The organism is Alteromonas naphthalenivorans (assembly GCF_000213655.1).
Lineage (GTDB): Bacteria > Pseudomonadota > Gammaproteobacteria > Enterobacterales > Alteromonadaceae > Alteromonas > Alteromonas naphthalenivorans.
Genome location: NC_015554.1, coordinates 2,209,654 through 2,231,379, shown reverse-complemented (window position 1 = coordinate 2,231,379; position 21,726 = coordinate 2,209,654). Strand labels below are relative to the sequence as shown.

The 21,726-nt window shown below is 43.7% G+C and carries 25 protein-coding genes; 22 read left to right on the top strand and 3 right to left on the bottom strand.

The annotated features are described in order from the left end of the window. Nucleotides 1–177: 177 nt before the first annotated feature. The 14 genes from yceD to AMBT_RS09715 all read left to right on the top strand — a co-directional run bounded on the left by yceD (nucleotide 178) and on the right by AMBT_RS09715 (nucleotide 11,435). Nucleotides 178–711: a 23S rRNA accumulation protein YceD gene (yceD, locus tag AMBT_RS09780; protein WP_013784463.1), complete on the top strand. Its 534-nt coding sequence runs from the start codon at nucleotides 178–180 to the stop codon at nucleotides 709–711. Nucleotides 712–714: 3 nt separating this feature from the next. Beyond that, on the top strand, nucleotides 715–885 hold the full coding sequence (rpmF, locus tag AMBT_RS09775) for a 50S ribosomal protein L32 (RefSeq protein ID WP_013784462.1): 171 nt from the start codon (nucleotides 715–717) through the stop codon (nucleotides 883–885). Nucleotides 886–900: 15 nt separating this feature from the next. Continuing rightward, nucleotides 901–1,926 (top strand): phosphate acyltransferase PlsX, encoded by a 1,026-nt coding sequence (plsX, locus tag AMBT_RS09770; protein ID WP_013784461.1) that lies wholly within the window; start codon nucleotides 901–903, stop codon nucleotides 1,924–1,926. Beyond that, nucleotides 1,923–2,888 (top strand): beta-ketoacyl-ACP synthase III, encoded by a 966-nt coding sequence (locus tag AMBT_RS09765; protein WP_013784460.1) that lies wholly within the window; start codon nucleotides 1,923–1,925, stop codon nucleotides 2,886–2,888. Before plsX ends, AMBT_RS09765 begins: the two co-directional genes overlap by 4 nt. 73 nt (nucleotides 2,889–2,961) lie before the next feature. Beyond that, the gene (fabD, locus tag AMBT_RS09760; protein WP_013784459.1) at nucleotides 2,962–3,891 is read left to right on the top strand and encodes an ACP S-malonyltransferase; all 930 of its coding nucleotides are present in this window, start codon (nucleotides 2,962–2,964) and stop codon (nucleotides 3,889–3,891) included. A 9-nt stretch (nucleotides 3,892–3,900) separates the two neighbouring features. Next, a complete protein-coding gene (gene fabG, locus AMBT_RS09755) occupies nucleotides 3,901–4,641 on the top strand; it encodes a 3-oxoacyl-ACP reductase FabG (RefSeq protein ID WP_013784458.1) in 741 nt (246 codons plus the stop codon). Nucleotides 4,642–4,840: 199 nt separating this feature from the next. Next, nucleotides 4,841–5,080 carry an acyl carrier protein gene (gene acpP / locus AMBT_RS09750; protein WP_013784457.1) on the top strand — a complete coding sequence of 80 codons (240 nt, stop codon included), beginning with the start codon at nucleotides 4,841–4,843 and terminating at the stop codon, nucleotides 5,078–5,080. Nucleotides 5,081–5,166: 86 nt separating this feature from the next. Continuing rightward, nucleotides 5,167–6,405, top strand: coding sequence for a beta-ketoacyl-ACP synthase II (gene fabF / locus AMBT_RS09745; RefSeq protein WP_013784456.1), 1,239 nt, complete (start codon nucleotides 5,167–5,169; stop codon nucleotides 6,403–6,405). Between the two features lie 119 nt (nucleotides 6,406–6,524). Beyond that, nucleotides 6,525–7,475: an aminodeoxychorismate lyase gene (gene pabC, locus AMBT_RS09740; RefSeq protein ID WP_013784455.1), complete on the top strand. Its 951-nt coding sequence runs from the start codon at nucleotides 6,525–6,527 to the stop codon at nucleotides 7,473–7,475. Next, complete coding sequence (mltG, locus tag AMBT_RS09735; RefSeq protein ID WP_041452546.1) at nucleotides 7,459–8,499, top strand: endolytic transglycosylase MltG; 1,041 nt, start codon at nucleotides 7,459–7,461, stop codon at nucleotides 8,497–8,499. Before pabC ends, mltG begins: the two co-directional genes overlap by 17 nt. Nucleotides 8,500–8,520: 21 nt before the next feature. Beyond that, a complete protein-coding gene (gene tmk / locus AMBT_RS09730; RefSeq protein WP_013784453.1) occupies nucleotides 8,521–9,138 on the top strand; it encodes a dTMP kinase in 618 nt (205 codons plus the stop codon). Then, nucleotides 9,138–10,034, top strand: a complete 897-nt coding sequence (locus tag AMBT_RS09725; protein ID WP_013784452.1) for a DNA polymerase III subunit — start codon at nucleotides 9,138–9,140, stop codon at nucleotides 10,032–10,034. The genes tmk and AMBT_RS09725 overlap by 1 nt, the downstream gene beginning before the upstream one ends. Before the next feature lie 43 nt (nucleotides 10,035–10,077). Further along, complete coding sequence (locus AMBT_RS09720; RefSeq protein WP_013784451.1) at nucleotides 10,078–10,857, top strand: TatD family hydrolase; 780 nt, start codon at nucleotides 10,078–10,080, stop codon at nucleotides 10,855–10,857. A 20-nt stretch (nucleotides 10,858–10,877) separates the two neighbouring features. Next, the gene (locus AMBT_RS09715; protein WP_013784450.1) at nucleotides 10,878–11,435 is read left to right on the top strand and encodes a pyridoxamine 5'-phosphate oxidase family protein; all 558 of its coding nucleotides are present in this window, start codon (nucleotides 10,878–10,880) and stop codon (nucleotides 11,433–11,435) included. Nucleotides 11,436–11,521: 86 nt separating this feature from the next. On the opposite strand, the gene AMBT_RS09710 is transcribed toward AMBT_RS09715, so the two are convergent. The 3 genes from AMBT_RS09710 to AMBT_RS09700 all read right to left on the bottom strand — a co-directional run bounded on the left by AMBT_RS09710 (nucleotide 11,522) and on the right by AMBT_RS09700 (nucleotide 17,290). Further along, nucleotides 11,522–12,157 carry an SDR family oxidoreductase gene (locus tag AMBT_RS09710; RefSeq protein ID WP_013784449.1) on the bottom strand — a complete coding sequence of 212 codons (636 nt, stop codon included), beginning with the start codon at nucleotides 12,155–12,157 and terminating at the stop codon, nucleotides 11,522–11,524. Between the two features lie 183 nt (nucleotides 12,158–12,340). Then, nucleotides 12,341–15,304 carry a ligand-binding sensor domain-containing diguanylate cyclase gene (locus tag AMBT_RS09705; RefSeq protein ID WP_013784448.1) on the bottom strand — a complete coding sequence of 988 codons (2,964 nt, stop codon included), beginning with the start codon at nucleotides 15,302–15,304 and terminating at the stop codon, nucleotides 12,341–12,343. Between the two features lie 162 nt (nucleotides 15,305–15,466). Continuing rightward, nucleotides 15,467–17,290 (bottom strand): M2 family metallopeptidase, encoded by a 1,824-nt coding sequence (locus AMBT_RS09700; RefSeq protein ID WP_013784447.1) that lies wholly within the window; start codon nucleotides 17,288–17,290, stop codon nucleotides 15,467–15,469. Nucleotides 17,291–17,604: 314 nt separating this feature from the next. Here AMBT_RS09700 and AMBT_RS09695 point away from each other — a divergent pair, with 314 nt between their 5' ends. From AMBT_RS09695 to AMBT_RS09665, 8 genes are all read left to right on the top strand, one after another. Next, complete coding sequence (locus AMBT_RS09695; protein WP_013784446.1) at nucleotides 17,605–17,799, top strand: hypothetical protein; 195 nt, start codon at nucleotides 17,605–17,607, stop codon at nucleotides 17,797–17,799. Beyond that, the gene (locus AMBT_RS21920; RefSeq protein ID WP_013784445.1) at nucleotides 17,800–18,126 is read left to right on the top strand and encodes a hypothetical protein; all 327 of its coding nucleotides are present in this window, start codon (nucleotides 17,800–17,802) and stop codon (nucleotides 18,124–18,126) included. 21 nt (nucleotides 18,127–18,147) lie between these two features. Beyond that, on the top strand, nucleotides 18,148–18,216 hold the full coding sequence (locus tag AMBT_RS23165) for an SEC-C metal-binding domain-containing protein (RefSeq protein WP_083820188.1): 69 nt from the start codon (nucleotides 18,148–18,150) through the stop codon (nucleotides 18,214–18,216). A 358-nt stretch (nucleotides 18,217–18,574) separates the two neighbouring features. Beyond that, on the top strand, nucleotides 18,575–19,084 hold the full coding sequence (locus AMBT_RS09685; RefSeq protein WP_013784444.1) for a M23 family metallopeptidase: 510 nt from the start codon (nucleotides 18,575–18,577) through the stop codon (nucleotides 19,082–19,084). An 18-nt stretch (nucleotides 19,085–19,102) separates the two neighbouring features. After that, the gene (locus tag AMBT_RS09680) at nucleotides 19,103–19,612 is read left to right on the top strand and encodes an RDD family protein (RefSeq protein ID WP_013784443.1); all 510 of its coding nucleotides are present in this window, start codon (nucleotides 19,103–19,105) and stop codon (nucleotides 19,610–19,612) included. Next, nucleotides 19,536–20,060: a methyltransferase family protein gene (locus tag AMBT_RS09675; protein ID WP_126872193.1), complete on the top strand. Its 525-nt coding sequence runs from the start codon at nucleotides 19,536–19,538 to the stop codon at nucleotides 20,058–20,060. Before AMBT_RS09680 ends, AMBT_RS09675 begins: the two co-directional genes overlap by 77 nt. Next, nucleotides 20,051–20,428 (top strand): DUF1294 domain-containing protein, encoded by a 378-nt coding sequence (locus tag AMBT_RS09670; protein WP_013784441.1) that lies wholly within the window; start codon nucleotides 20,051–20,053, stop codon nucleotides 20,426–20,428. The genes AMBT_RS09675 and AMBT_RS09670 overlap by 10 nt, the downstream gene beginning before the upstream one ends. An 86-nt stretch (nucleotides 20,429–20,514) precedes the next feature. Then, the gene (locus AMBT_RS09665) at nucleotides 20,515–21,684 is read left to right on the top strand and encodes an alpha/beta hydrolase-fold protein (RefSeq protein WP_013784440.1); all 1,170 of its coding nucleotides are present in this window, start codon (nucleotides 20,515–20,517) and stop codon (nucleotides 21,682–21,684) included. Nucleotides 21,685–21,726: the final 42 nt, after the last annotated feature.

Sequence of the window (21,726 nt, the reverse complement as noted above, 5' to 3'; positions counted from 1 at the left end):
CGCCATTTTACCAACCTTCCGCTATTTTAAACACATCATGTTCTTTTTACTTGTTATTTGGGGCTATTCCCTTAAAATTCGGTTTATGAAAAGAAGTACAAAATCGCTAAATTATTATACAAAAACGCCCATTAAATCTTTGACAGTGGGACGTGGAATCTATAGAATGCGCGCCCTATGCAGAAAGTGAAACTCCCTCATACGGTCGAACCGACCAGCAGCGCTATGAAACGTTCCGATTATCGGGGTGTTCTTGTGTCTGAAGATATGGAACGATTGAGTGGGGCAGTTGTCCGATGTAGTGAATATGTGAACGTCGATGTGCAGTTCAAAAAAGACGAGCAGGGTCTTACTGTATTTCACGGTCATTTAGACACTCAGGTAACACTTCTCTGCCAGCGGTGTAATGGTGAATTTGATACCACACTTGATGTGGATTTTTGTTTTACTCCAGTGCAGGGAGAAGAACGAAATGAAGAAGATCCAATACCCGAGGCTTACGAACCGGTAGAGGTCAACGACCACGGAGAAGTTAATCTGCTTCAGATATTTGAAGACGAGTTACTTTTATCTTTGCCCATCGTACCCCTTCATGCAGAGGAGGAGTGCTCAGTGTCTAAAGATGATATGTCATTTGGAAAGATTGAACCGGAACAAGAGCGAGAAAACCCTTTCGCGGTTTTGAAAGAACTTAAGCGAGACCAGGAGTAAGTTATGGCTGTACAAAAAAATCGTAAAACGCGCTCTAAGCGTGGCATGCGTCGTTCACACGATGCATTGACAGCGTCGACTTTGTCTGTCGACCCTACGTCGGGTGAAACACACCGTCGTCACCACGTGACAGCTGACGGTTATTACAAAGGCAATAAAGTAGTCGGCGCGTAATTCGGCGTCTACATTTTGTCTAAGCTAACCATCGCGTTAGATATCATGGGGGGCGATCATGGTCCCCCTGTTATCCTTTCTGCGGCTGTAAAGGCCATTGAACTTCATCCAGACGTTCATTTTTTGCTATGCGGCGACCAAGCCGTTATATCCCCAGCAATCCAAAATCTCACCGCTTCCCAACGAAGTCGGGTAACCGTATCTCATTGCGACCAAGTGGTTGAAATGGGTGAGGCGCCTACCTCTGCGTTACGCAATAAAAAACGCTCTTCAATGCGCCGTGTGATTGAATATGTTCAAAGCAACGAAGCCGATGCATGTGTAAGTGCAGGCAATACTGGCGCGCTCTTAACCTTATCGTTCTACTTATTAAAAACCTTGTCGGGTATTGATAGGCCAGCACTTATCAGCATGATGCCCACCGCGAGTCACCATAATGTATTCTTGCTCGATTTAGGCGCGAATGTGAATTGCACGCCTGAAATTTTATTTCAGTACGGTGTGATGGGTTCGGTGTTAGCGCAAGAAGCCGCGGGTATTCCTTCGCCGCGAGTTGCCTTATTAAACGTGGGTGAAGAAGATATAAAAGGAAATGCGTACGTAAAGTTAGCCGACCAACTATTTAAAGATGCACCAGGCATTAACTACATTGGCTATGTAGAAGGTGATGACATCTTTACCGATAAAGCCGATGTGGTGGTAACTGACGGTTTTACCGGCAATGTTGCGCTTAAATCCAGTGAAGGCCTAGCCAAGTTAGTCATTAATGAAGTGAAGCGCCAGTCACAAAAGAACTTTTATACGCGGCTAATGGCCAAAATTGCTTTTCCATTGCTCAAATCTATCTATAACAGCGTGAACCCCGACCAGTATAATGGTGCGAGTCTGATAGGATTGCGCGGCATTGTTATCAAGAGTCATGGAAATGCATCTAAAGACGCCTTTTATTACGCCATTGTGCAAGCAATGAAAGAAGCAAAGATGCGAGTTCCAGACAAGATAAAAACGAAGATAGAAACGGTTTTATTGGAGCAGCTTTGAGCAAATATTCTCGATTTATCGGTACTGGAAGTTATTACCCTAGTGATATACGAACCAATGCCGATTTGGAAGTTATGGTTGATACCAGTGATGAATGGATCACTGATAGAACCGGTATTAAAGAACGCCGAATTATAGGTGCTGAAGAAACCGCTGCGACCATGGGGGCAGAGGCAAGTAAGAAAGCCATAGAGATGGCAGGCATCGACCCTCAATCAATTGACATGATAGTGTGTGCTACTACGAGCGGACGCTATGCACTTCCTAGCACGGCCTGTGAAATCCAGCGCATTTTAGGTATTAACGGTATTCCTGCTTTTGATGTGGCTGCTGCGTGTGCGGGTTATTGCTACGCATTAAGTGTGGCCGACCAATACATCAAATCTGGCATGGCTAAGCGTATCTTAGTTATTGGTACAGATTGTCTTAGCCGTTTGATAGCACCTGAAGATCGCACTATGGTCATTCTTTTTGGTGACGCCGCGGGTGCCACTATTATAGAAGCCAGTGATGAGCCGGGTATCTTATCTACTCATATAAATGCCGATGGTTCTTACGGCGATTTACTTTACGTTGGAAACCCTACGCGTGGTGATGAAGCATCAGTACACGAAAATTGGGGCGTTATGCGCGGAAACGAAGTTTTCAAAGTTGCCGTGAACAAATTGTCTGAAGTGGTTGAGCAAACCCTTGCGGCCAACAATATGCAAAAATCTGATCTGGATTGGCTAGTGCCTCACCAAGCGAATTTCAGAATTATTAAAGCGACAGCCAAAAAATTAGATATGTCGTTAGACCAAGTGGTAGTGACGTTAGAAAAATACGGTAATACATCCGCAGCCACAGTACCCACAGCACTAGATACCGCTATTCGCGATGGTCGGATTCAGCGTGGGCAACATTTATTATTAGAAGCGTTCGGCGGCGGTTTTGCTTGGGCATCTGCGCTGGTACGATACTAGTTTCTTCTATCAGTCTTATTGAATTCGTTGTATTCAAAAATTCGTTGTATACAAAAAATAATAAGGAACAACAATGACAAAAACAGCCTGCGTCTTTCCTGGGCAGGGCTCACAATCGGTGGGCATGCTTAAAGAGTTGGCCGACAGCCATCCTTCGGTTTTAGATACCTTCAAAGAAGCTTCAGACGTATTAGGTTACGATCTTTGGGATCTGGTACAAAACGATACCGATGGAAAATTGAACGAAACTCATATTACTCAGCCAGCTTTGCTTGCTGCTAGTGTTGCGACTTGGCGCGTATTAGAAGCACAAGGCATTGAAGTGAGCTATTTAGCGGGTCACAGTTTGGGTGAGTATTCAGCCCTAGTATGTGGCGGTGCTATGTCTTTTGCTGATGCGATAAAGCTGGTTGAAGCTCGTGGTCAATATATGCAAGAGGCGGTGCCAGCGGGTGCCGGTGCTATGTATGCCATTATTGGCTTAGATGATAACACCATTGCCAACGTGTGCCACCAAACGGCGATTGCGACAGGCGATGTAGTGTCTCCGGTTAATTTTAACTCGCCAGGCCAAGTGGTTATTGCTGGCGAAAAAGTGGCCGCTGAGCAAGCTGCTGCTGCGTGCAAAGAAGCGGGTGCCAAGCGAGCGCTTCCATTATCGGTAAGTGTGCCTTCGCACTGTGAACTCATGCGCCCCGCTGCTGACAAGTTAGAAGACGCACTGGCGACACTAAACGTTCATACCCCTGCAATTAATATTATCAATAATGTTGATGTGACCATTGAAACTGACGGTGCATCAATAAAAAGTGCGTTGGTACGCCAATTATATTGCCCTGTTCAGTGGACGCGTACCGTGGAGTATTTGGCTGCAGCAGGTGTTGAACGTATCATTGAAGTAGGCCCAGGTAAGGTACTTACAGGATTAAATAAACGCATTAATAAAAGTTTAGAATCCATTGCTGTAAACACCCCAGAAAGTGTGGAAGCATTAAAACAATAAGGAAACGCTATGAGTCAGTTAGAAGGCAAAGTAGCACTGGTAACAGGCGCTAGCCGAGGCATTGGTAAAGCCATTGCTAGTCAGCTTGCAGCGCAGGGTGCTACGGTTGTAGGCACCGCTACAAGCGAGAGTGGTGCAAGTGCAATTACTGAATATTTATCTGAATTTGGTGGCAAAGGTATTGCACTAAATGTTACCGATAAAGACAGTATAGATGCTATAATCAAGGAAATTAATGACACCTTCGGTGGCATTGATATTTTGGTTAATAATGCAGGTATTACTCGTGATAACTTGTTAATGCGTATGAAAGATGACGAATGGCAAGACATCATTAATACTAACCTTACAGCCATTTTTACGCTGTCAAAAGCAGTACTTCGCGGTATGATGAAGAAACGCTTTGGCCGTATTGTAAATATCGGTTCTGTGGTGGGTAGTTCGGGTAATGCTGGGCAAGCAAACTACGCAGCAGCGAAAGCAGGTGTTATTGGTTTTTCGAAATCTATGGCACGTGAAGTGGCTTCTCGTGGTATAACTATTAATGTTGTTGCGCCTGGTTTTATCGATACCGACATGACAAAATCATTGACGGACGATCAAAAAAGCGCAATTTTTAAAGATATTCCTGCTAACCGTTTAGGTGAACCTGATGAAATAGCAGCCACTGTTGCCTTTTTAGTGAGCAGCGGTGCAGCCTATATTACAGGCGAAACTATCCATGTAAACGGTGGTATGTATATGGGTTAAATTCACGAAAATTGTGAATTTAACTGTGTTTGGGGTGGATTTTCCCCGAACTTGGATGTAAAAATAGAACATTAAGAATTTGGGATGCCGCTGGTTTGACCAGAAAATTTGTTTAAACTGGTGCTTGCAAGCTTGTACCTTGCAAAATAAACTAGCGGCACTTTGACTATCTAGTGACGTTTAAGGGAAACCTAGAATTATGAGTAACATTGAAGAACGCGTTAAGAAAATTATCATTGAACAACTTGGCGTAAAAGAAGAAGAAGTAAAAGCTGAAGCTTCATTCGTTGATGATTTGGGCGCAGACTCACTTGACACTGTTGAGCTAGTAATGGCGTTAGAAGAAGAATTTGATACTGAAATTCCTGACGAAGAAGCAGAAAAAATTACTACTGTTCAGTCAGCTATTGACTACATCAATGCTAACAAAGACGCTTAAGTCTTCGTTACAGTAAATTAAAAAACGGCTCTCTTTAGAGCCGTTTTTGTATTCCCACCTTATTGGTTCCAATGCGAGGGCTTTTTGTGACAAAACGTCGCGTAGTGGTTACTGGTCTTGGCATGCTTTCACCTTTGGGTCTTTCTGTAGATGAGACTTGGCGTCGTCTGTTAGCAGGCGAAAGCGGTATTGGTGAAATCACCCACTTTGATTGCAGTGACTATTCCACCCGTTTCGCAGGTCAAGTTGATAACTTTGACCCGCAGGAATATATCGAAAAGAAAGAAACGAAAAAAATGGACAGGTTTATTCAGCTGGGTATTGCAGCGGGTAAACAGGCCATGGCTGATTCGGGCTTAACGATAACTGAAGAAAATGCACACCGTGTTGGTGTAGCTATTGGTTCAGGCATCGGTGGGCTAGAACAAATTGAACAAAACCACACTAAATTAATGAATAGCGGTCCTAAGCGCGTTTCTCCATTTTTTGTGCCTTCCACTATTACCAATATGATTTCAGGCTTTTTGTCTATCATGGAAGGGCTTAAAGGGCCAAACTTAAACGTTGTGACGGCGTGTACCACTGGTGTGCATAACATTGGTATTGCTGCGCGTACTATCGCGTATGATGATGCAGATGCCATGCTAGCAGGCGGTTCAGAAGCGTCTATTACGCCATTAGGTATTGCGGGTTTTGCTGCGGCACGTGCATTGTCTGCACGAAACGACGATCCTCAAGGGGCTAGTCGCCCTTGGGATAAAGATCGTGATGGTTTCGTGATGGGCGAAGGTGCTGGCGTAGTAATGCTAGAAGAATACGAAGCGGCGAAAGCCCGTGGTGCAACCATTTACGCTGAACTTGTTGGTTTTGGGATGAGTGGCGATGCCTATCATATGACATCACCACCTGCTGACGGTGAAGGTGCAGCGGCTTCAATGAGTAACGCTATTCGCGATGCAAAAATTGAGAGCAGCAAAATTGGCTACGTTAACGCGCATGGTACATCTACACCAGCGGGTGATATAGCAGAAGTAGCAGCGGTTAAGCGCGTCTTCAACGAACATGCGCATAACATGCTGGTAAGCTCTACTAAGTCGATGACAGGTCATTTACTTGGTGCAGCAGGCTCTGTAGAAGCTATTTTCACCATATTGGCACTACGTGACAAAATGGCACCGCCTACCATTAATTTGGATGAACCAAGCGAAGGATGCGATTTAGACTTCGTGGCGAATAAAGCAAAAATGTTTACTTCAGACTATGCGCTGTGTAATTCATTTGGCTTTGGTGGTACTAACGGTTCGCTTATTTTCAAACGAATTTAAGCCCGAGCACACGTTCGGACATCCGTAGTTATTGATTAAAGGCAGCGCAAGCTGCCTTTCTTGTCTGCGCACAACAACTTGGTATACTGCACGGCAGACGTTAATTATTAGAGCTAGTTGTGAAAATAGTCGCAAATACCGACACCGCATCTTCAACCCCTTCATCCGCCGATGCAATTGCCTTAAACGACAGGGCACTGAACTATGGTGATGGCGTTTTTACTACTATGTGCGTTAGCCAGGGGAAAGTAGAACTTCTGTCTTTTCATCTTGCTAGGCTCAATCATGATGCTAAAGCGTTAGCCATTTCCCTCGACATGACTGCACTTAGACAGGCAATTGATGTTTATGTCAGCGCACTTACCGAATCTCTTGAACACCTCAGCATTAAAAGAGTAATGAAGGTTCATGTGTCTTCAGGAGAGGGCGGTCGTGGGTACGCACGAGATAGCCAAGCTCCGGCCATTGTTCGGTTTTCCACCCATACGTATCCTGCGCATTATTCTGAACTTGCCGTTAGTGGTTTAACCCTAATAAACGCGAAAACACCTTTGGCCATACAGCCTTTGCTGGGTGGTATTAAACATATGAACCGGTTAGAGCAGGTATTGGTTAAGCGTGAAGTTGTTGAGGCGAATGCCGATGATGCCTTGGTGTTCGACACGCAAGGGCACCTTATTGAAGCCAGTGCGGGAAACGTATTTTTTCAAACCGATACTGGATGGCACACACCAAAGGTAAATAACTGCGGTGTAAATGGTGTTGTGCGCCAGTGCTTGTTAAGTACGTTGGAAAAAAATTCGGTAAACGAAAGCCTAACTAACGCTGATGTTATTGGCGACAACGCCTTAAACGTTTATGAAGGCGAATACACTCTGGCTGATATCGCTAATGCCACGGCAATGGTGATCACCAATGCCTTAATGGGCGTAATGCCAGTTAATAAAGTTGTGCTAAACGACGGAAAAACGAGTGATGAGTTAGCATTTAGTGCGTCTCATGAAGGGGCAAAGCGCCTTGCTAAGTTAGTATTAGATAAAATTCAGGACGATCATGCGAATAGTTATTAGCATTGGGATAATGCTAGCGCTTGTTGTGGGTGCAATTACCTTTGGTGTTTTATATGTAAATGGGCAAGCTTCATCGCCCATGTCGATTTCTCAACCGCAGCTTTATACGGTAGAAAAGGGCAGTAACGGATACAAGGTGGTAAGGGAGCTTCGGGCACGGGAGTTAATCGATAGCCCTGAATTAGCAACAAAACTTTGGCTCAAGTTTTTTGCTGCCAATACCCATGTAAAATCGGGTACATACCGCTTAACACCTGGGCTATCACTACGAGAAGTATTCGGTATATTAAGCCGTGGTGAAGAGCACTATTTTGCCGTGAGCTTGGTAGAAGGACTGACACTAAAAGAGTGGTTGGTTACGTTAAAGGCGAAAACTGAACTTATCAACGATGTATCGCTGGATCAGGTTGAAGAGACAATTAATATCACAAGCTCGGTAAATGAGGAAAAAGCGCCAATGCTATGGCTGAACGAAGCTAGCAGCGCCGAAGGCTTATTTTTAGCTGATACGTATTTCTTTACCGCTAACACTGCGGCCAGTAGCATTTTAAAACGCGCACACAAGGCCATGTTAGATTATGTCGAAACCCAGTGGCAGCAACGGCAAGAAGATTTGCCATTGAACTCACCGTACGACGCCCTAATATTGGCAAGTATTATTGAAAAAGAAACCGCAGTGAGTGCAGAACGAACCAAAATAGCGGGGGTATTTGTAAACCGACTGCGGAAAAATATGCGATTACAAACCGATCCCACTGTTATTTACGGTATTGGTGATACGTATGATGGTAATATTACCCGTAAGCACCTTCGTACGCCCACACCTTACAACACGTATACAATTAAAGGTTTGCCGCCCACGCCTATCGCGATGGCGGGTAAGGATGCCATTTGGGCCGCGTTAAACCCAATGGAAACCGATGCCTTGTATTTTGTGGCTAGAGGTGATGGTAGCCATGAATTTTCATCTTCGCTGGCAGCCCATAATGCAGCTGTGCGAAAATATCAGTTAAATCGAAAATAATAAGTCCAGCAACGAATAATTATGAACGGAAAGTTTATTGTAGTAGAGGGCCTTGAAGGGGCCGGAAAAAGTTCAGTGATTGGGCTTATCGTAAAGCATTTGCAAGAAGCACGTATTGCGGTTGAGCAAACACGCGAGCCTGGCGGTACGCCTATGGCCGAGGCGATACGCGAGTGTGTTAAACACGATTGGGACGAAACCGTAGCCGAAGAAACAGAATTACTGTTGATGTACGCCGCCCGGGTACAGTTATTAACTAACCGTATACTTCCGGCGTTAAATGCAGGGCAGTGGGTAGTAGGTGACAGGCATGATTTGTCTTCACAAGCCTATCAAGGCGGTGGCCGCGGCGTGAGTGCTGATACTATGACTGCCATTAGCAAAATAGCGCTTAACGGTTTTAAACCTAATTTGACCTTGTACTTGGACGTTGAGCCAGCCATAGGGCTAGAACGCGCTAGAGGCAGGGGAGAGCTAGATCGTATTGAACAAGCAGGTTTGGCCTTTTTTGAGCGCACCCGTGAACGGTATTTAAGCTTAGCAGCACAAGACGACAGTATTGTGGTGATTAATGCCATGCAAGCTATGGAAGATGTACATAAAGACGTGATAACCGCTGTGCAGGAGTACCTTTCTTAATGCAATCTGGGCAAATGCTTCCTTGGTTCACGGATACCTATAACGAATTGCTTGTACGCTATTTTAATAACAAGCTGCACCATGCGCTGCTATTCATTGGCGCTAAAGGTATTGGTAAAGCAAAATTGGTTGCTGGGCTGTCGGATACGCTGTTGTGCAAAAAGCCAACCCCTCAAGGTGCGTGCAATGCATGCCAAAGCTGCCATTTGCGTCTTGCTGGTAATCACCCCGATTTTTACGTGTTAGAAAGCGAAAAACAATTGGGCGTGGATAAAATTCGTGAAGGTATTGCCAAGTTAAGCGGCACGGCGCAAATGGGGGGTAATAAGGTATTGGTGATCCCCGTGGCCGATAGCATGACAGAAGCGGCGGCCAATGCACTCTTGAAAACGTTAGAAGAGCCCACCAATAATACTTACTTGCTGCTTATCACTGACAGCCTGAATCGAATAATGCCCACTATTTTGAGTAGATGTGAAAAACATTCACTTGGTCTGCCTGATGTGCAAAGTAGTTTGGACTATTTACAGCAACAAGGCGTACAAGATGCGAGTGAAGCGTTACTAGAAGCCTATGGTTATGCGCCACTTCGTTTAGAAGCAGCACTTAATAGCGAAAGCGATTTTAATTATCGTACCTTTACCGACGGTATGGGCGCACTACTTGCTAGTTCAGGAAGTCAGCAACTTTTAGCACTGGCTAATAAATGGCAAGGTGACGCTGTTCAGGTAGCAACATGGTGTCAACATATGGCGCATAAATCGTATGTAGAACGCCAGCAAGCGCAAGATTACGCACGTTATCGTGCTTGCGTAGACGCAGTAAAAACCTTACAGCACCCAGGGGTGAATAAGTCCATGGTGTTGGTCAGTATTTTGAAACAATTTCAGCGCTAGGCCAGGTTATTATTGGGTTAGCCGTAAAAAAGATAGGTATATTTTGTTCGTAGATTCACATTGTCATTTAGACAGATTAAAGCAATCGCCAGAAGCATTGGCAGAAACTCTTAACTTTGCTCGTACCCGCGGTGTAGAGCACTTTTTATGTGTGTGTGTATCGGTGACCGATTACGACAGCATGTTAGAAACCGTAAAGAGCTTCGATGACGTTTCTGTCTCTTGTGGCGTACACCCCCTTCACCAAGAAGATGCATGTACTTATCAAGAGTTACTTGAAAAAGCGCAAGACGATGCGGTAGTGGCCATTGGTGAAACAGGCTTAGATTATTTTTATAGCCCTGAAAGCAAAACGGTTCAGCTAACGTCGTTTGTTGATCATATTAAAGTCGCTAACGAAACGAAAAAACCACTTATTATTCATACCCGTGATGCCCGTGACGACACCATTAATTTGCTGCGCGAACACAAAGCTAGCCATACAAAGGGTGTGCTGCATTGTTTTACCGAATCACTTGAAATGGCGCAGGCGGCCATTGAAATGGATTTCTATATCTCTATCTCAGGCATAGTCACCTTTAAATCCGCCAGTGAATTACAAGAAGTTGTAAAGGCGGTTCCCCTTGAGCGCTTATTAATTGAAACCGATTCGCCTTGGCTTGCACCAGTGCCTCACAGAGGTAAACAAAATCAGCCTGGCTATGTGGTAGAAGTGGCAGAATTCATTGCCGAATTAAAAGGTATTTCGGTGAAGGAATTAGCACGCATTACCACCGAAAACTTCTATACCTTGTTTTCGCTTGTCCAACGTAAAGCCGCTTAAGCGATCGGAGAATTTCAAAAATGCCGCAGTGGCGTACAGGGTTAACAAAAAGCTTACACGCTAGCAGAAGCATGCCTGAGAGCCGTTATTTTCAGTTGGCAACCGCTGATAAAGATGGCGTGCCGTATTGCAGAACCGTGGTGTACCGAGGCTTAAGTGATGACAACAAGCTGATTGTTATTTCAGATACCCGTACCGAAAAATACAACCAGTTGTCGCAACAAGCGAAAGCACAAGGTTGTTGGTATTTTTCGAAAACTCGTGAGCAGTATCGATTCAGTGTAAATGCGACTATTGTGACTGAAAACGAAGATAGGGCGCTAATAGAGGCGCATTGGGCAAAATTGTCTGATGCTGGTAAGAAGCAGTTTCTATGGGGCGACCCCGGTACGCCAAGAAACAACGGGTTGCCGCTTCAAATTGCAGGCGACTATTCTGTCGCCCCTGAACATTTTTGCGTTATTTTGTTAGATATTTTCAACGTGGACTATTTGAATTTACGCGGTAATCCACAGTATCGAGAGTTACATCGTCGTGACGAAATGGGTAACTGGGTAAGCCAGTCTATTGTCCCTTAATGCAACGCATTGAACGCTAGCAATTAAATAAAAAAACGCCAGCAAATTTGCTGGCGTTTGTGATTTTATCACTTAGCAGTATTCGCTTATTCGAAAATTTTCGAAATCGGCGTATCACCCTTAAACAGGTAAGTGGTTATGTTATCAGTGTTACTACGATTCACTGCTTCGACGATAGCCGTTGCCACATCTTCTCTAGGAATGACAGCATCATCTTGGTTGTCAGGCATATCGGTAGACACCAGATGTGTACCTGGCTCGTTTAACAGTGTGCCTGGGCGTAAAATGACATAAGGCACACCGCTATTCATTAGGTGCTCGTCAGCCATGTGTTTAGCGACTAAATAAGGCTTAATGCTAGAGCTTACTGCGTCTGGATCGCCAGCCCCTATTGAACTTACCATCACAAATTTAAGCGTATTAGCTGCCTTAGCGTAATTTGCTGCATTTCGCGCAGCCCAAAGGTCGATAAGAAGCGTTTTATCATCGCCCGAATTACCGCCGCTGCCGGCAACGAATACAACGCAGTCTGCACCTTCGAAATGTTCAGAGAAGTCTTTTTCAAGATCTTGCTCTTTAACGACAAGGTTTTCGTTTTCAACGTCGTTTAGCTTTTCGGGGCTTCGTACAGGCGCCACCACGTGGTGTCCTGCTTCAAGTAATTTTCCAGTAGCCTGTTTACCAATTTGGCCTGATGCGCCAATGACAAGTACCTTAGCCATAAATGTTACCTCCATGATTGAATATGGTTATTCATAAGCGTGGGAGGGGATTTCGATCACACCGTACGATGAGTTTCATCATGGTGCGCTAATTGACAAAAAGGCATTAATTGATTAACTAGGGAGCACGGTGGTTAGCATAGTTTGTAAAAATAGGGGCTTAAGCAGCGGGTTCACATAAGGCTATTTCACAACGGCATTGCGCCCATCAGCTTTACCTTTGTAGAGTTTTTTATCAGCAGCGTGTATGCATTGCTCTACACTATCGCTTTCACGAATGTCTGCAATTCCCGCGGTGATAGTTACATTCACATCATACCCTTCACAGTGAAAAGACGCTTTCTCTACCGATTTTCTTAATTTTTCGCCAACCCAATAGCATTCATGGACGTTAAGCTGGGGCAGTAGAATGAGAAACTCTTCGCCGCCCCAACGACAAATAACGTCGGAATTTCTCAAATTCGTACGCAACAGTTCTGCCACCTTAACTAGTACAAGATCGCCTACATGGTGACCGTAAGTATCGTTAATTTGTTTAAACCAATCGATATCCACGATAAGTAACGAAAAGGCTTGTGCGTAACGCTCGTAACTGTCCCAAGCCTCGTGAGCTCGGCTGGTAAAGTAGCGCCTATTTTTCAGCCCGGTTAACGGGTCTTGGCTTGATATCAGCGTTAATTTTTCTACCACGTCTTCAAGATCTTTGGTTTTTTCTTCTACCATTTTTGCAAGCGCAACCGAGCGATGTTTAAGCGTTTGAATACGCCACCACACAAGTAGCGTTAAAAGAAGAAACGCGGACACAAAAATGGCACTTCGCCATACAGGTTTTTCCCACCATGGTGGAACAATACTGATCTGGAGATTGGCCTCATTCGGGCTCCATACTTTTTCTTTGTTCATCGCTCGAATAGTAAGTGTGTAATTGCCGGGATCTAAATTGGTGTAGGTAACCCCGCGGCGGCGATGGTCCGTAAACCGCCACCTATTATCAAACCCTGATAATTTATAGGCATAACTCACCTCGTTTGCGCGAGTAAAATCGAGCGCGGCGAATTCGACAGAAAATGAGACATTGTCGGAATTGAGTACTAATTCATCCACATTGGTACTTGGGAAAAGGTTTTCAGCTCCTTTACTATGCTCATCAATAATTTCTATATGCGAGATATTGACCTTGGGCGACCAAGGCTGCTGTTTAATATCAGTGGGCTTGAAGCGAGTGAGTCCCTGTGGACTGCCCATAAATATAGTATCGTCACCGGTTTTTACGGCGGAGCCTATGTAGTAGCCAGATTCACTGACTCCATTTTGTGCCCCAAAATATGAAATCGACGATAGGGTAGAATCGATATGGGCGATGCCGACCGTTGTGGAGATCCAGAGCGCATTTTCTTGATCTTCAATAATTGCGCCAATTGAGAGGTTACTTAAGTAACTGTCTGCTTCTATCTGGGTAAACGACACGGTGGGCTCATCGTTATCCTCAACCACCATAAAATAGATACCGTTCGCCTGCGTGCCAACCCAATAGCCGCCACGAATAGACCGAGAAACCCACGTCACCACCGCGCCGTCAGGGAAATTCGTGCTATTTTCACCAATATTGCGAATTTCACCCGTAAATTTATTGGCAAAATATAAGCCCGATATGCTTGCCAGCCATGCACTCTCGTTATCTTCAAATACGATGCGAGTGGTGAGTGAGATTGGCCATTGTCGAATCACCCGGTTCTCGGAAGGGCGATACACAAAAACGCCATCGCTATAACCGCCATACCAAACGTCACCATCGGCATCCACGTTAAGGGTATAACCTGCCTTACCCTCCAATGCCACTAAATCCAATTTTTCAGTGGCGGTATTAAGTTTCGCTAGCCCCGCGCGAGTAGATAGCCAAACCGAGTCTGACGGTTTATCGTAATGCACGGTTAGTAGCTTGTTTGAAGATACCTGACCTTCAGACTTAATCTTCGAAGTATAGGGCCCGTTAACCTTGCCAGATTGATAATTGTAATGCCAAAGGTTGTCATGTGTAGCAAGCCATAAGGAACTATCTGTGTGGGTAGCAATGCCAGAAATATTATTACTAATAACAGCACTGGTTGAAAAGTTGGCCAGTACAGGGTGGTAAATAGAAAAACCATTATCGCGCGACCCCGCCACAACTGTGCCCGCGTCTGTTTGATATAGCGATGTAATGTAATTATTCGCGAGATTCGATCGAGAAACCGATAATGACACAATCTCTGATGCTTCTTTAGCGGGAATAATATCCACGCCGCTACTCGTAGCAACCCAAATATTACCATTACGCTGAAATAAAACATTCAGCACATCATTAGATGAAAGGCCGTTAATTTCATCAAAACAGGTAGACGCGGAAAAATCGTTGTTCGTGAATAAGGGGTACCGGCAAAGACCGTTAGCGCCGGTGCCAATCCACAAGCTTTCGTCAGCAGCGAGTGCCATCAACGTTAATTTTTTGCCCGCCAGTTGTTGAAGCTCTAAGGTATTAAACGCTGAATTAAGCTTGTATAACCCTGATGTAGAACTAAGCCAAACATGACTATTTCTATCAATAACGATGTCGGTGAGTGTACTGGTCACGTTCTCTAGAACAGCAATTTGAACCAGTTTATTTAAAAGCGTTGAAAAGCGATAAAGCGCACGGCCACTAATAACCCAAACGTTACCACTCTTATCGATTTTTATGCGTTTGATTGAGCCGGCTTTTATTTCGCTGGAAACCGAAATAGGGAAGTGTTCGAACGTTGCCGTTTCGATATGAAACTTGCTTACACCAGCAATAGAACCAATCCATAAGTATTCTTTGTCTAACGAAGATTCTATTTGAAAGGTAGTAACAGTGTTGAGCCCATCAGACTTATCTTTCTGCCATTTACCGAAATGCTTAAATTCGTTTCCATCAAACCTGTCGAGCCCCGACTGTGTCGCCAGCCAAATATAACCGTTTTTATCTTCCGCAATATCTAAAACCGATACCTGCGATAGGCCTTCTTCGATTGAAAAACTTTTAAACACGGGCATAGGAAAGTCTGCGGCACGAGATGTGGCCGCAAAGGAAAAAATAATAGGGAATAGCATAGTGGCGGTAACCAGAAATCTTACCACTACAAACTTCATAAATACGCTCGGGAAGAAGGAATCAAGCGTTACGATATACTAGGGTTAAGCTAGTAAAAATGGGACATAAGTATTAATTTTGCAAGTACAAGATATAAGTGCAGATAAAAAAGAACCCCGATTATCGAGGTTCTACTATTAAATCATTTAGTTGGCTAAAAATTACCAGCCACACTGACGGGTAGCATTTTGCTCATCTAACCAGGTTTTTAAGGGTGCAAAGTAGTCAGCAATGGTACTTGCATCCATTTCAGGTGAACCAGTAAGGGTTTCTAACGCATTTTGCCATGGCTGGCTCATGCCCATTTCAAGCATGGCGTTTAGTGCTGTACCCGCTTCTTCACTGTTGTAAATAGAGCAGCGATTAAGTGGACCTTCATCACCTGCAATATCACATAACGCTTTATGGAATTGAAATTGCAAAATATGTGCTAAGAAATAGCGCGTGTAGGGCACGTTAGCAGGAACATGATATTTAGCGCCTGGGTCAAACGCATCAGCAGGTCTGTCTATCGGTGCTTTTACGCCTTGGTATTTTTCTCTTAATTCCCACCAAAGTGTATTGTATTGCTCAGGTGAAACTTCACCAGCCATTACTTTCCAGCGCCATTGATCGACCATCAAACCAAATGGAATAAAGGCAATTTTATCTAGCGCTACCTGCATTAGCATGCCTATGTCGTTAGATGCATCTGGAATCTCGTCAATCAAACCAATTTCTTTAAGGTACTTAGGGGTAATCGACAAGGCAATGGTGTCGCCAATCGCTTCATGGAAGCCATCGTTAGCTGAACCGCGATACAGCAAAGGCTGGTCTTTGTAAGCGCGCTGATAATAGTTGTGACCCAGTTCATGATGAATAACGTTGAACTCTTCCCCCGTTTTTTGGATACACATCTTAATACGCAAATCGTCTTTATCGTCTAGGTCCCATGCTGAAGCGTGACACTGTACGTCCCGACCTTCAGGTTTTTGGAACATAGAACGTTCCCAAAACGTATCAGGCAGCGGCGCAAAGCCCAGTGAAGAAAAGAAAGATTCAGCCTGTTTCACCATCTTTATTTCATCATAGCCCTGCGCAACAAGTGATGAGGTAACGTCGGGTACTGACATTTCTTGTTCAGGTTTCACGATATCGTAAACATTGCCCCAGGTTTGCGCCCACATATTGCCTAACAAGTGCGCTGGAATAGGTTGGTCTTGCGGAACCAATTCTTCACCATAATGCTCACCTAACTTAGCACGAACGTGACAGTGTAACGATTCATAGAAAGGCGCAACTTGCCCCCACAATCTATCAAGCTCTTTCGGAAAATCGTCGGCTGGCATATCGTATTTACCGCGCCATAGTTCGCTAACGTTTTGAAAGCCTAATTCAGCAGCGCCTTCGTTGGCCAAATTGACCTGTTGTTCATAAAGCGGCTTCATAGGTACTGACACTTCACGCCAACCTTTCCAGTACTCTAGTAAGGTGTCGGCATCGCGAATAGTCGCCATTTCACTACTCATTTCTACCAAGCTTTTACAGGTGCCATCTTCCATGCAGTACTGGCCAGAACCATACATTGCACTAAGCTCAGAACCAATTTTAGCAAGTTGCTCTGCTTTCGCCGGATCTGACGGAGGTGGCATGGTAAGCCCGTTTTTGAGCAAATTGAGTTGACGACGGGTATCTTCATCTACTTCAACATCGTTAAATTTAGCCGCTTCTTTAGCTAATACCGCTACTTTGGTAGACAGCACTTCATTAAAATAGGCACTTACCGCGGCGGTATCAAAATTGATGTTAGTGGCGTAACTCCACTCGGCATGTGCGGCTGGCACCTGCATTTTACTAATGTCGTTTTGCGCATTAATAAGGAATTCTTGCGCATCTTGCGCGGTAGGGGCCGCAGGTGTGGTTTCAGTTTTGGTAGTAGCTTCACCGCAACCTATTAGCGTAATGCTAACGAGTGCTGCGACGATAGTGCGTTTAGTTGAAAACATAAGTTTGCTCTTGTCGTTGTTGTTTTTATGTATTGGGAAGTACATATATTTTAGCGTTATATTTTGGAGTGGCTTGTGGGTTTTGTAAAATAAAATTAATACTGGAAGCAATATATAGCTTAACGTGAGGCCGGTTAAGGCAATGTCTATCTTTCGAGAGGCAGCCTTATGAACAAACCGCTAATGAAAAAATTTCATCGGTACTAATTTCATCGGTACTAATTTCATCGGTACTATATGGTAAGTATCAAGCCTATATTGTATTCAATGAATACCTTACTTCATGTACGCAAAGTCGTATAAAAGAGAATGTTATGGATAAATACAAAAATAAATCAAGGCTTAAAGAGTCTACGGATGGCTTAGATTTCGTTAGAATGCAAACAGAAGTTGGTTTAATTGATTCAATGTTAAGGTCTAAGACGCTTACCGCAATTGTTGTTGTGAGTATTTTACTTTTCACTGGCTTCTTTTATTTTCTGTTTAAAATTGCTATCTCAGGGATTTAAATGAATTTTGATGTCAGCTTTAGATTGCTAAAGCTTAATAAATTGCAAGCTCACACATTAGAAAGAGAAGTTCCACGCTCATCTTTCAAGTATGTTGATAGTAAAAGTTGTTACGTTGGAGTGATCCCACTAACCGAAGATATCTTCGACCCTTTAATGATTTTTTTCGAGCGCCAACAAATTAATATTGCAGATTGTGATATTTTTCTATCGGTATTTAGTGGCAAAGATACTGACATTATTGATGTGCCTTCCTCGGTCAACAAGATGCTAAAGCATATCAACTGTAAATTAGTGTTTTCTTACACGGCAGCAGGTAATGATTGATTAACCCGTTCGGCGCCCAAGATTGGCCGCAACGATCCGTGTCACTGCGGTAGTGACCTTAAATTTAAGAAGTGCTGCGGTAAAAACTAACTCAGCATTTTTCGATTGTTAACAGAGCCGAGTGTGCGACTATGAGTAAATGGAAGTTTAAGTATAGCCCTCAACGCCCCACAACACCTATCAGCTACTGGGTTCATAAATGTGTGGGAGAGGACGGCACTTACCGAGCAACGAGGTCGGAGTTTGGGGCCAAATAACCATTGGCTTAGTCGTTTTCCTGCCCGTTTGAAATCGTGGAAAAAACGAGAGACTATTATTTTGGCAGTAAAAAAAGCGCAAAAAGAAATAGAATCTTCGGGAATAAGCTTCTAACGATGCCGTTATGTTCAGCATCATTAGTGCTATTGTAAGTGAATTAATGGCATGTCGTGGTTCATAAGGTTTAATGATGAGATGGATTTTGTTGGGGCTATGCGTCGTTGTACTACTTGGCTTTGTTATACCAGAACCGCGAACTATTCCCGTAGATAACGCCAGTCCCGCTGATTGGAACAAAGACACTTTTTGGTATGAACCCTGGGGCACTTCAGGGGTCCACAAAGGTATCGATATCTTTGCTCAAAAGGGCACGTCGGTGCTGTCATCCACGCATCAACTTATTATCTATCAAGGTCAAAAGCCAAAAGGTGGCAATATCATACTTGCCTTAGGGCCTAAGTGGCGGCTGCATTATTATGCACATCTTGATTCAATAGAAATTGACGGTATTACCCTTGTTTCCAAGGGGACCAAAATCGGTACGGTTGGTTCAACAGGCAATGCCCAAGGTAAAGCGCCTCATCTGCATTATAGTATTGTTTCGTTATTTCCTTATTTTTGGTTGGCTGATGAATCGACTCAAGGTGCTAAGAAGGCGTATTATTTAAATCCAATATCGTACCTAAGCGCAGCTGATTGATTGAAAATGGAGATATAAATGAGTAGTACAGGCCTCTCAGATACTGGCGCTGAATATAAAACAGCATACGAAGAAGAGCATGTGTATGCAGGTTTTGGGATTAGATTTGGCGCATCAATTATTGATACATTACTTTTATTAGCGATTACTTTCCCACTACTGCATCTAATTTATGGCAAGGGATATTGGACCGCTGGGGACTCTGTTGTAGGTATAGTTGATGTCTTAATTAGCTACGTTCTACCGTTAATTGCCACAATATTATTTTGGGTATATAAATCGGCCACCCCAGGCAAAATGGTGCTTAAAGTAAAAGTCGTTGATGCTAAAACGGGAAGTGCGCCCACAATACGCCAGTCTGTAATTCGCTATATAGGGTATTACGTTTCTCTATTACCCCTAGGCTTAGGCTTTCTATGGGTGTTATGGGATACCAAAAAGCAAGGATGGCATGACAAAATGGCTGGCACTGTTGTTATTCGACCTAAAAATAAAGGTGTTGAACCGGTCAGTTTCGATGAAACTTGAGCAAAAAATCCCGCCCGTAGCCGTCTTTTTACTGTCAGCCTTTTTTATGGTGGTGACGACTAAAGTCGCCCGGAATGTGAGTGTTGAATATCAATACAAGTTTGAGACGCTAATTCTATTTCTATTGTTGGGTGTTGGAATAGCGGTTATAGGTGTCGTTTCGTTCAAAAAACACAAAACCTCGGTACATCCTATCAAAACCGAACGTGTTGTTAGCTTGGTGACTTCAGGTGTGTATCAGTACAGTAGGAACCCCATGTATCTAGGTATGTTGTTGTGTTTGGTGGGTATTGGGCTTTACACGGCCAACCCAGTTAATGTTGTCTTTATTCTGCTTTTTGTGTGGTACATGAATAAGTACCAGATAATACCCGAAGAGGCATTTCTAACGGATAAATTTGGCGCCAGCTATACAGAATATAGGAAAACGGTTCGAAGATGGCTGTAAGCAAATTCGGCGTACTTATCACTCTTATCTTTTGCACCGCCTTAATAGCAGCGGCTTTTCTCAATTTATTACCTGTAGAAGTGGTATACCTTTACATTACTATCAGCACGATAACGTTTGCCATGTATGCGTTTGATAAGTCGGCCGCTCGCAAAGGAAAATGGCGTGTACCAGAAACTCGTCTTCATCTTTTAAGTTTACTTGGTGGTTGGCCTGGGGCGTATCTTGCCCAACGAAGATTAAGGCACAAGTCGGCTAAAGTTTCATTTAAGCGAGTTTATTGGGCTACGGTGACGCTAAATTCCTTTGCGTTTATTTGGCTTTTTAGCGAACAAGGTCAACATTTCATCAATGCTATTTTGAGGTAAATAACGTGCCCTTTTCTTGTGGGCATTGAGCGGGTAAGATTAAAAGTTAACCACGGACTAAAACTAAAAAAATAAAGGAATATGTTGTGTTCAGATCGGTCATTACGATTGCAGTATTTTTACTTATTTTGGTGCCTTCACACTCGTACTCAAAAGTACGTGGGGAAACTACGCACCTAAATATTCATTCTGAAATACTCGATGAAGAGCGTGAGTTGTTCATACACTTACCCAATAATTATCACCGGCCGAATAAGCTACATTATCCCGTACTTTATTTACTTGATGGTCAACGAAATTTCAGCCATGCAGTAGGTACTCTAGACTTGCTCAATCAATCGAATATGGCGCAAGAAATGATAGTAGTTGGTATCGCAAATACCCATCGCACAAGAGACTTCACCCCAACCTATGATGAGAATTATAACGAGTGGGGTATATCAGGTGGTGCCGATAACTTCCTAGATTTTATCGAGAAAGAGCTCGTGCCATACATTAACGAAAACTATCGCGCCAACAACTACAAAGTAATATCAGGGCATTCGTTAGGTGGGCTATTGTCGGTGTATGCCTTACAGTCTAGACCCCATTTGTTCCAAGCTCACTTTGCCTTCAGCCCAAGTTTATGGTGGCAAGAACAGATTATCTTTGACGACGCCGAAACCTTCTTTTCCGATACTTCTGAATTGAACATTTATTTGTATATCAATATGGGCAGCGAAGGCGGCAATATGCTGAGCGCTTACCAGCGCTACAACGAATTGCTAAACACACATAAGCGAAAAGGTTTTAGTTACAACACAGATTTAGATACCTCAGAAAGCCACAATACCACCGCGCTTGCTGGGCATTCGTTGGCTTACCAAAATCTTTACACGTCGCTGCAGCCATCAAAAGAAGTGTTAAGTGGCGGGATACCAGCAATTAAACAGTTTTATAAAGCACAGTCTGAAATGTACGGTTATGACATTAAGCCCAGTTATCGCGCCATTAACAGTGTGGGATACAAAGCATTATCTGAAAAAGAGTATTCATCGGCTATTGCGATATTTCAAAGCAATGTCGACAGCTACCCTTATAAAGCGGATGCCTACGACAGCTTAGCAGATGGGTTTGAAGCTAGTGGAGATTTACAAAAAGCACTAGAAATGAGAGCGCTCGCGATAAAGAAAAGCACGGCTGAAAATGTTGAAAACGGCGCTTATAAAACCCGTCATGCGAATCTACTCAAAAAAATTCAGGACAAAAAGCTTTAGTACTTTCTCTTTACGCGCGTTGAACATAATTTATAAAGGAAA

Bases quoted from the DNA above. Each gene is read 5' to 3' on its own strand.
- tmk (WP_013784453.1), top strand. From the start codon at position 8,521: ATGAACGGAAAGTTTATTGTAGTAGAGGGCCTTGAAGGGGCCGGAAAA.
- AMBT_RS09700 (WP_013784447.1), bottom strand. From the start codon at position 17,290: ATGTTTTCAACTAAACGCACTATCGTCGCAGCACTCGTTAGCATTACG.
- AMBT_RS09705 (WP_013784448.1), bottom strand. From the start codon at position 15,304: ATGAAGTTTGTAGTGGTAAGATTTCTGGTTACCGCCACTATGCTATTC.
- mltG (WP_041452546.1), top strand. From the start codon at position 7,459: ATGCGAATAGTTATTAGCATTGGGATAATGCTAGCGCTTGTTGTGGGT.
- fabD (WP_013784459.1), top strand. From the start codon at position 2,962: ATGACAAAAACAGCCTGCGTCTTTCCTGGGCAGGGCTCACAATCGGTG.
- AMBT_RS09685 (WP_013784444.1), top strand. From the start codon at position 18,575: ATGAGATGGATTTTGTTGGGGCTATGCGTCGTTGTACTACTTGGCTTT.
- fabG (WP_013784458.1), top strand. From the start codon at position 3,901: ATGAGTCAGTTAGAAGGCAAAGTAGCACTGGTAACAGGCGCTAGCCGA.
- rpmF (WP_013784462.1), top strand. From the start codon at position 715: ATGGCTGTACAAAAAAATCGTAAAACGCGCTCTAAGCGTGGCATGCGT.
- AMBT_RS21920 (WP_013784445.1), top strand. From the start codon at position 17,800: ATGAATTTTGATGTCAGCTTTAGATTGCTAAAGCTTAATAAATTGCAA.
- AMBT_RS09715 (WP_013784450.1), top strand. From the start codon at position 10,878: ATGCCGCAGTGGCGTACAGGGTTAACAAAAAGCTTACACGCTAGCAGA.
- AMBT_RS09710 (WP_013784449.1), bottom strand. From the start codon at position 12,157: ATGGCTAAGGTACTTGTCATTGGCGCATCAGGCCAAATTGGTAAACAG.
- yceD (WP_013784463.1), top strand. From the start codon at position 178: ATGCAGAAAGTGAAACTCCCTCATACGGTCGAACCGACCAGCAGCGCT.
- AMBT_RS09695 (WP_013784446.1), top strand. From the start codon at position 17,605: ATGGATAAATACAAAAATAAATCAAGGCTTAAAGAGTCTACGGATGGC.
- AMBT_RS09725 (WP_013784452.1), top strand. From the start codon at position 9,138: ATGCAATCTGGGCAAATGCTTCCTTGGTTCACGGATACCTATAACGAA.
- AMBT_RS09675 (WP_126872193.1), top strand. From the start codon at position 19,536: ATGACAAAATGGCTGGCACTGTTGTTATTCGACCTAAAAATAAAGGTG.
- acpP (WP_013784457.1), top strand. From the start codon at position 4,841: ATGAGTAACATTGAAGAACGCGTTAAGAAAATTATCATTGAACAACTT.
- AMBT_RS09680 (WP_013784443.1), top strand. From the start codon at position 19,103: ATGAGTAGTACAGGCCTCTCAGATACTGGCGCTGAATATAAAACAGCA.
- AMBT_RS09670 (WP_013784441.1), top strand. From the start codon at position 20,051: ATGGCTGTAAGCAAATTCGGCGTACTTATCACTCTTATCTTTTGCACC.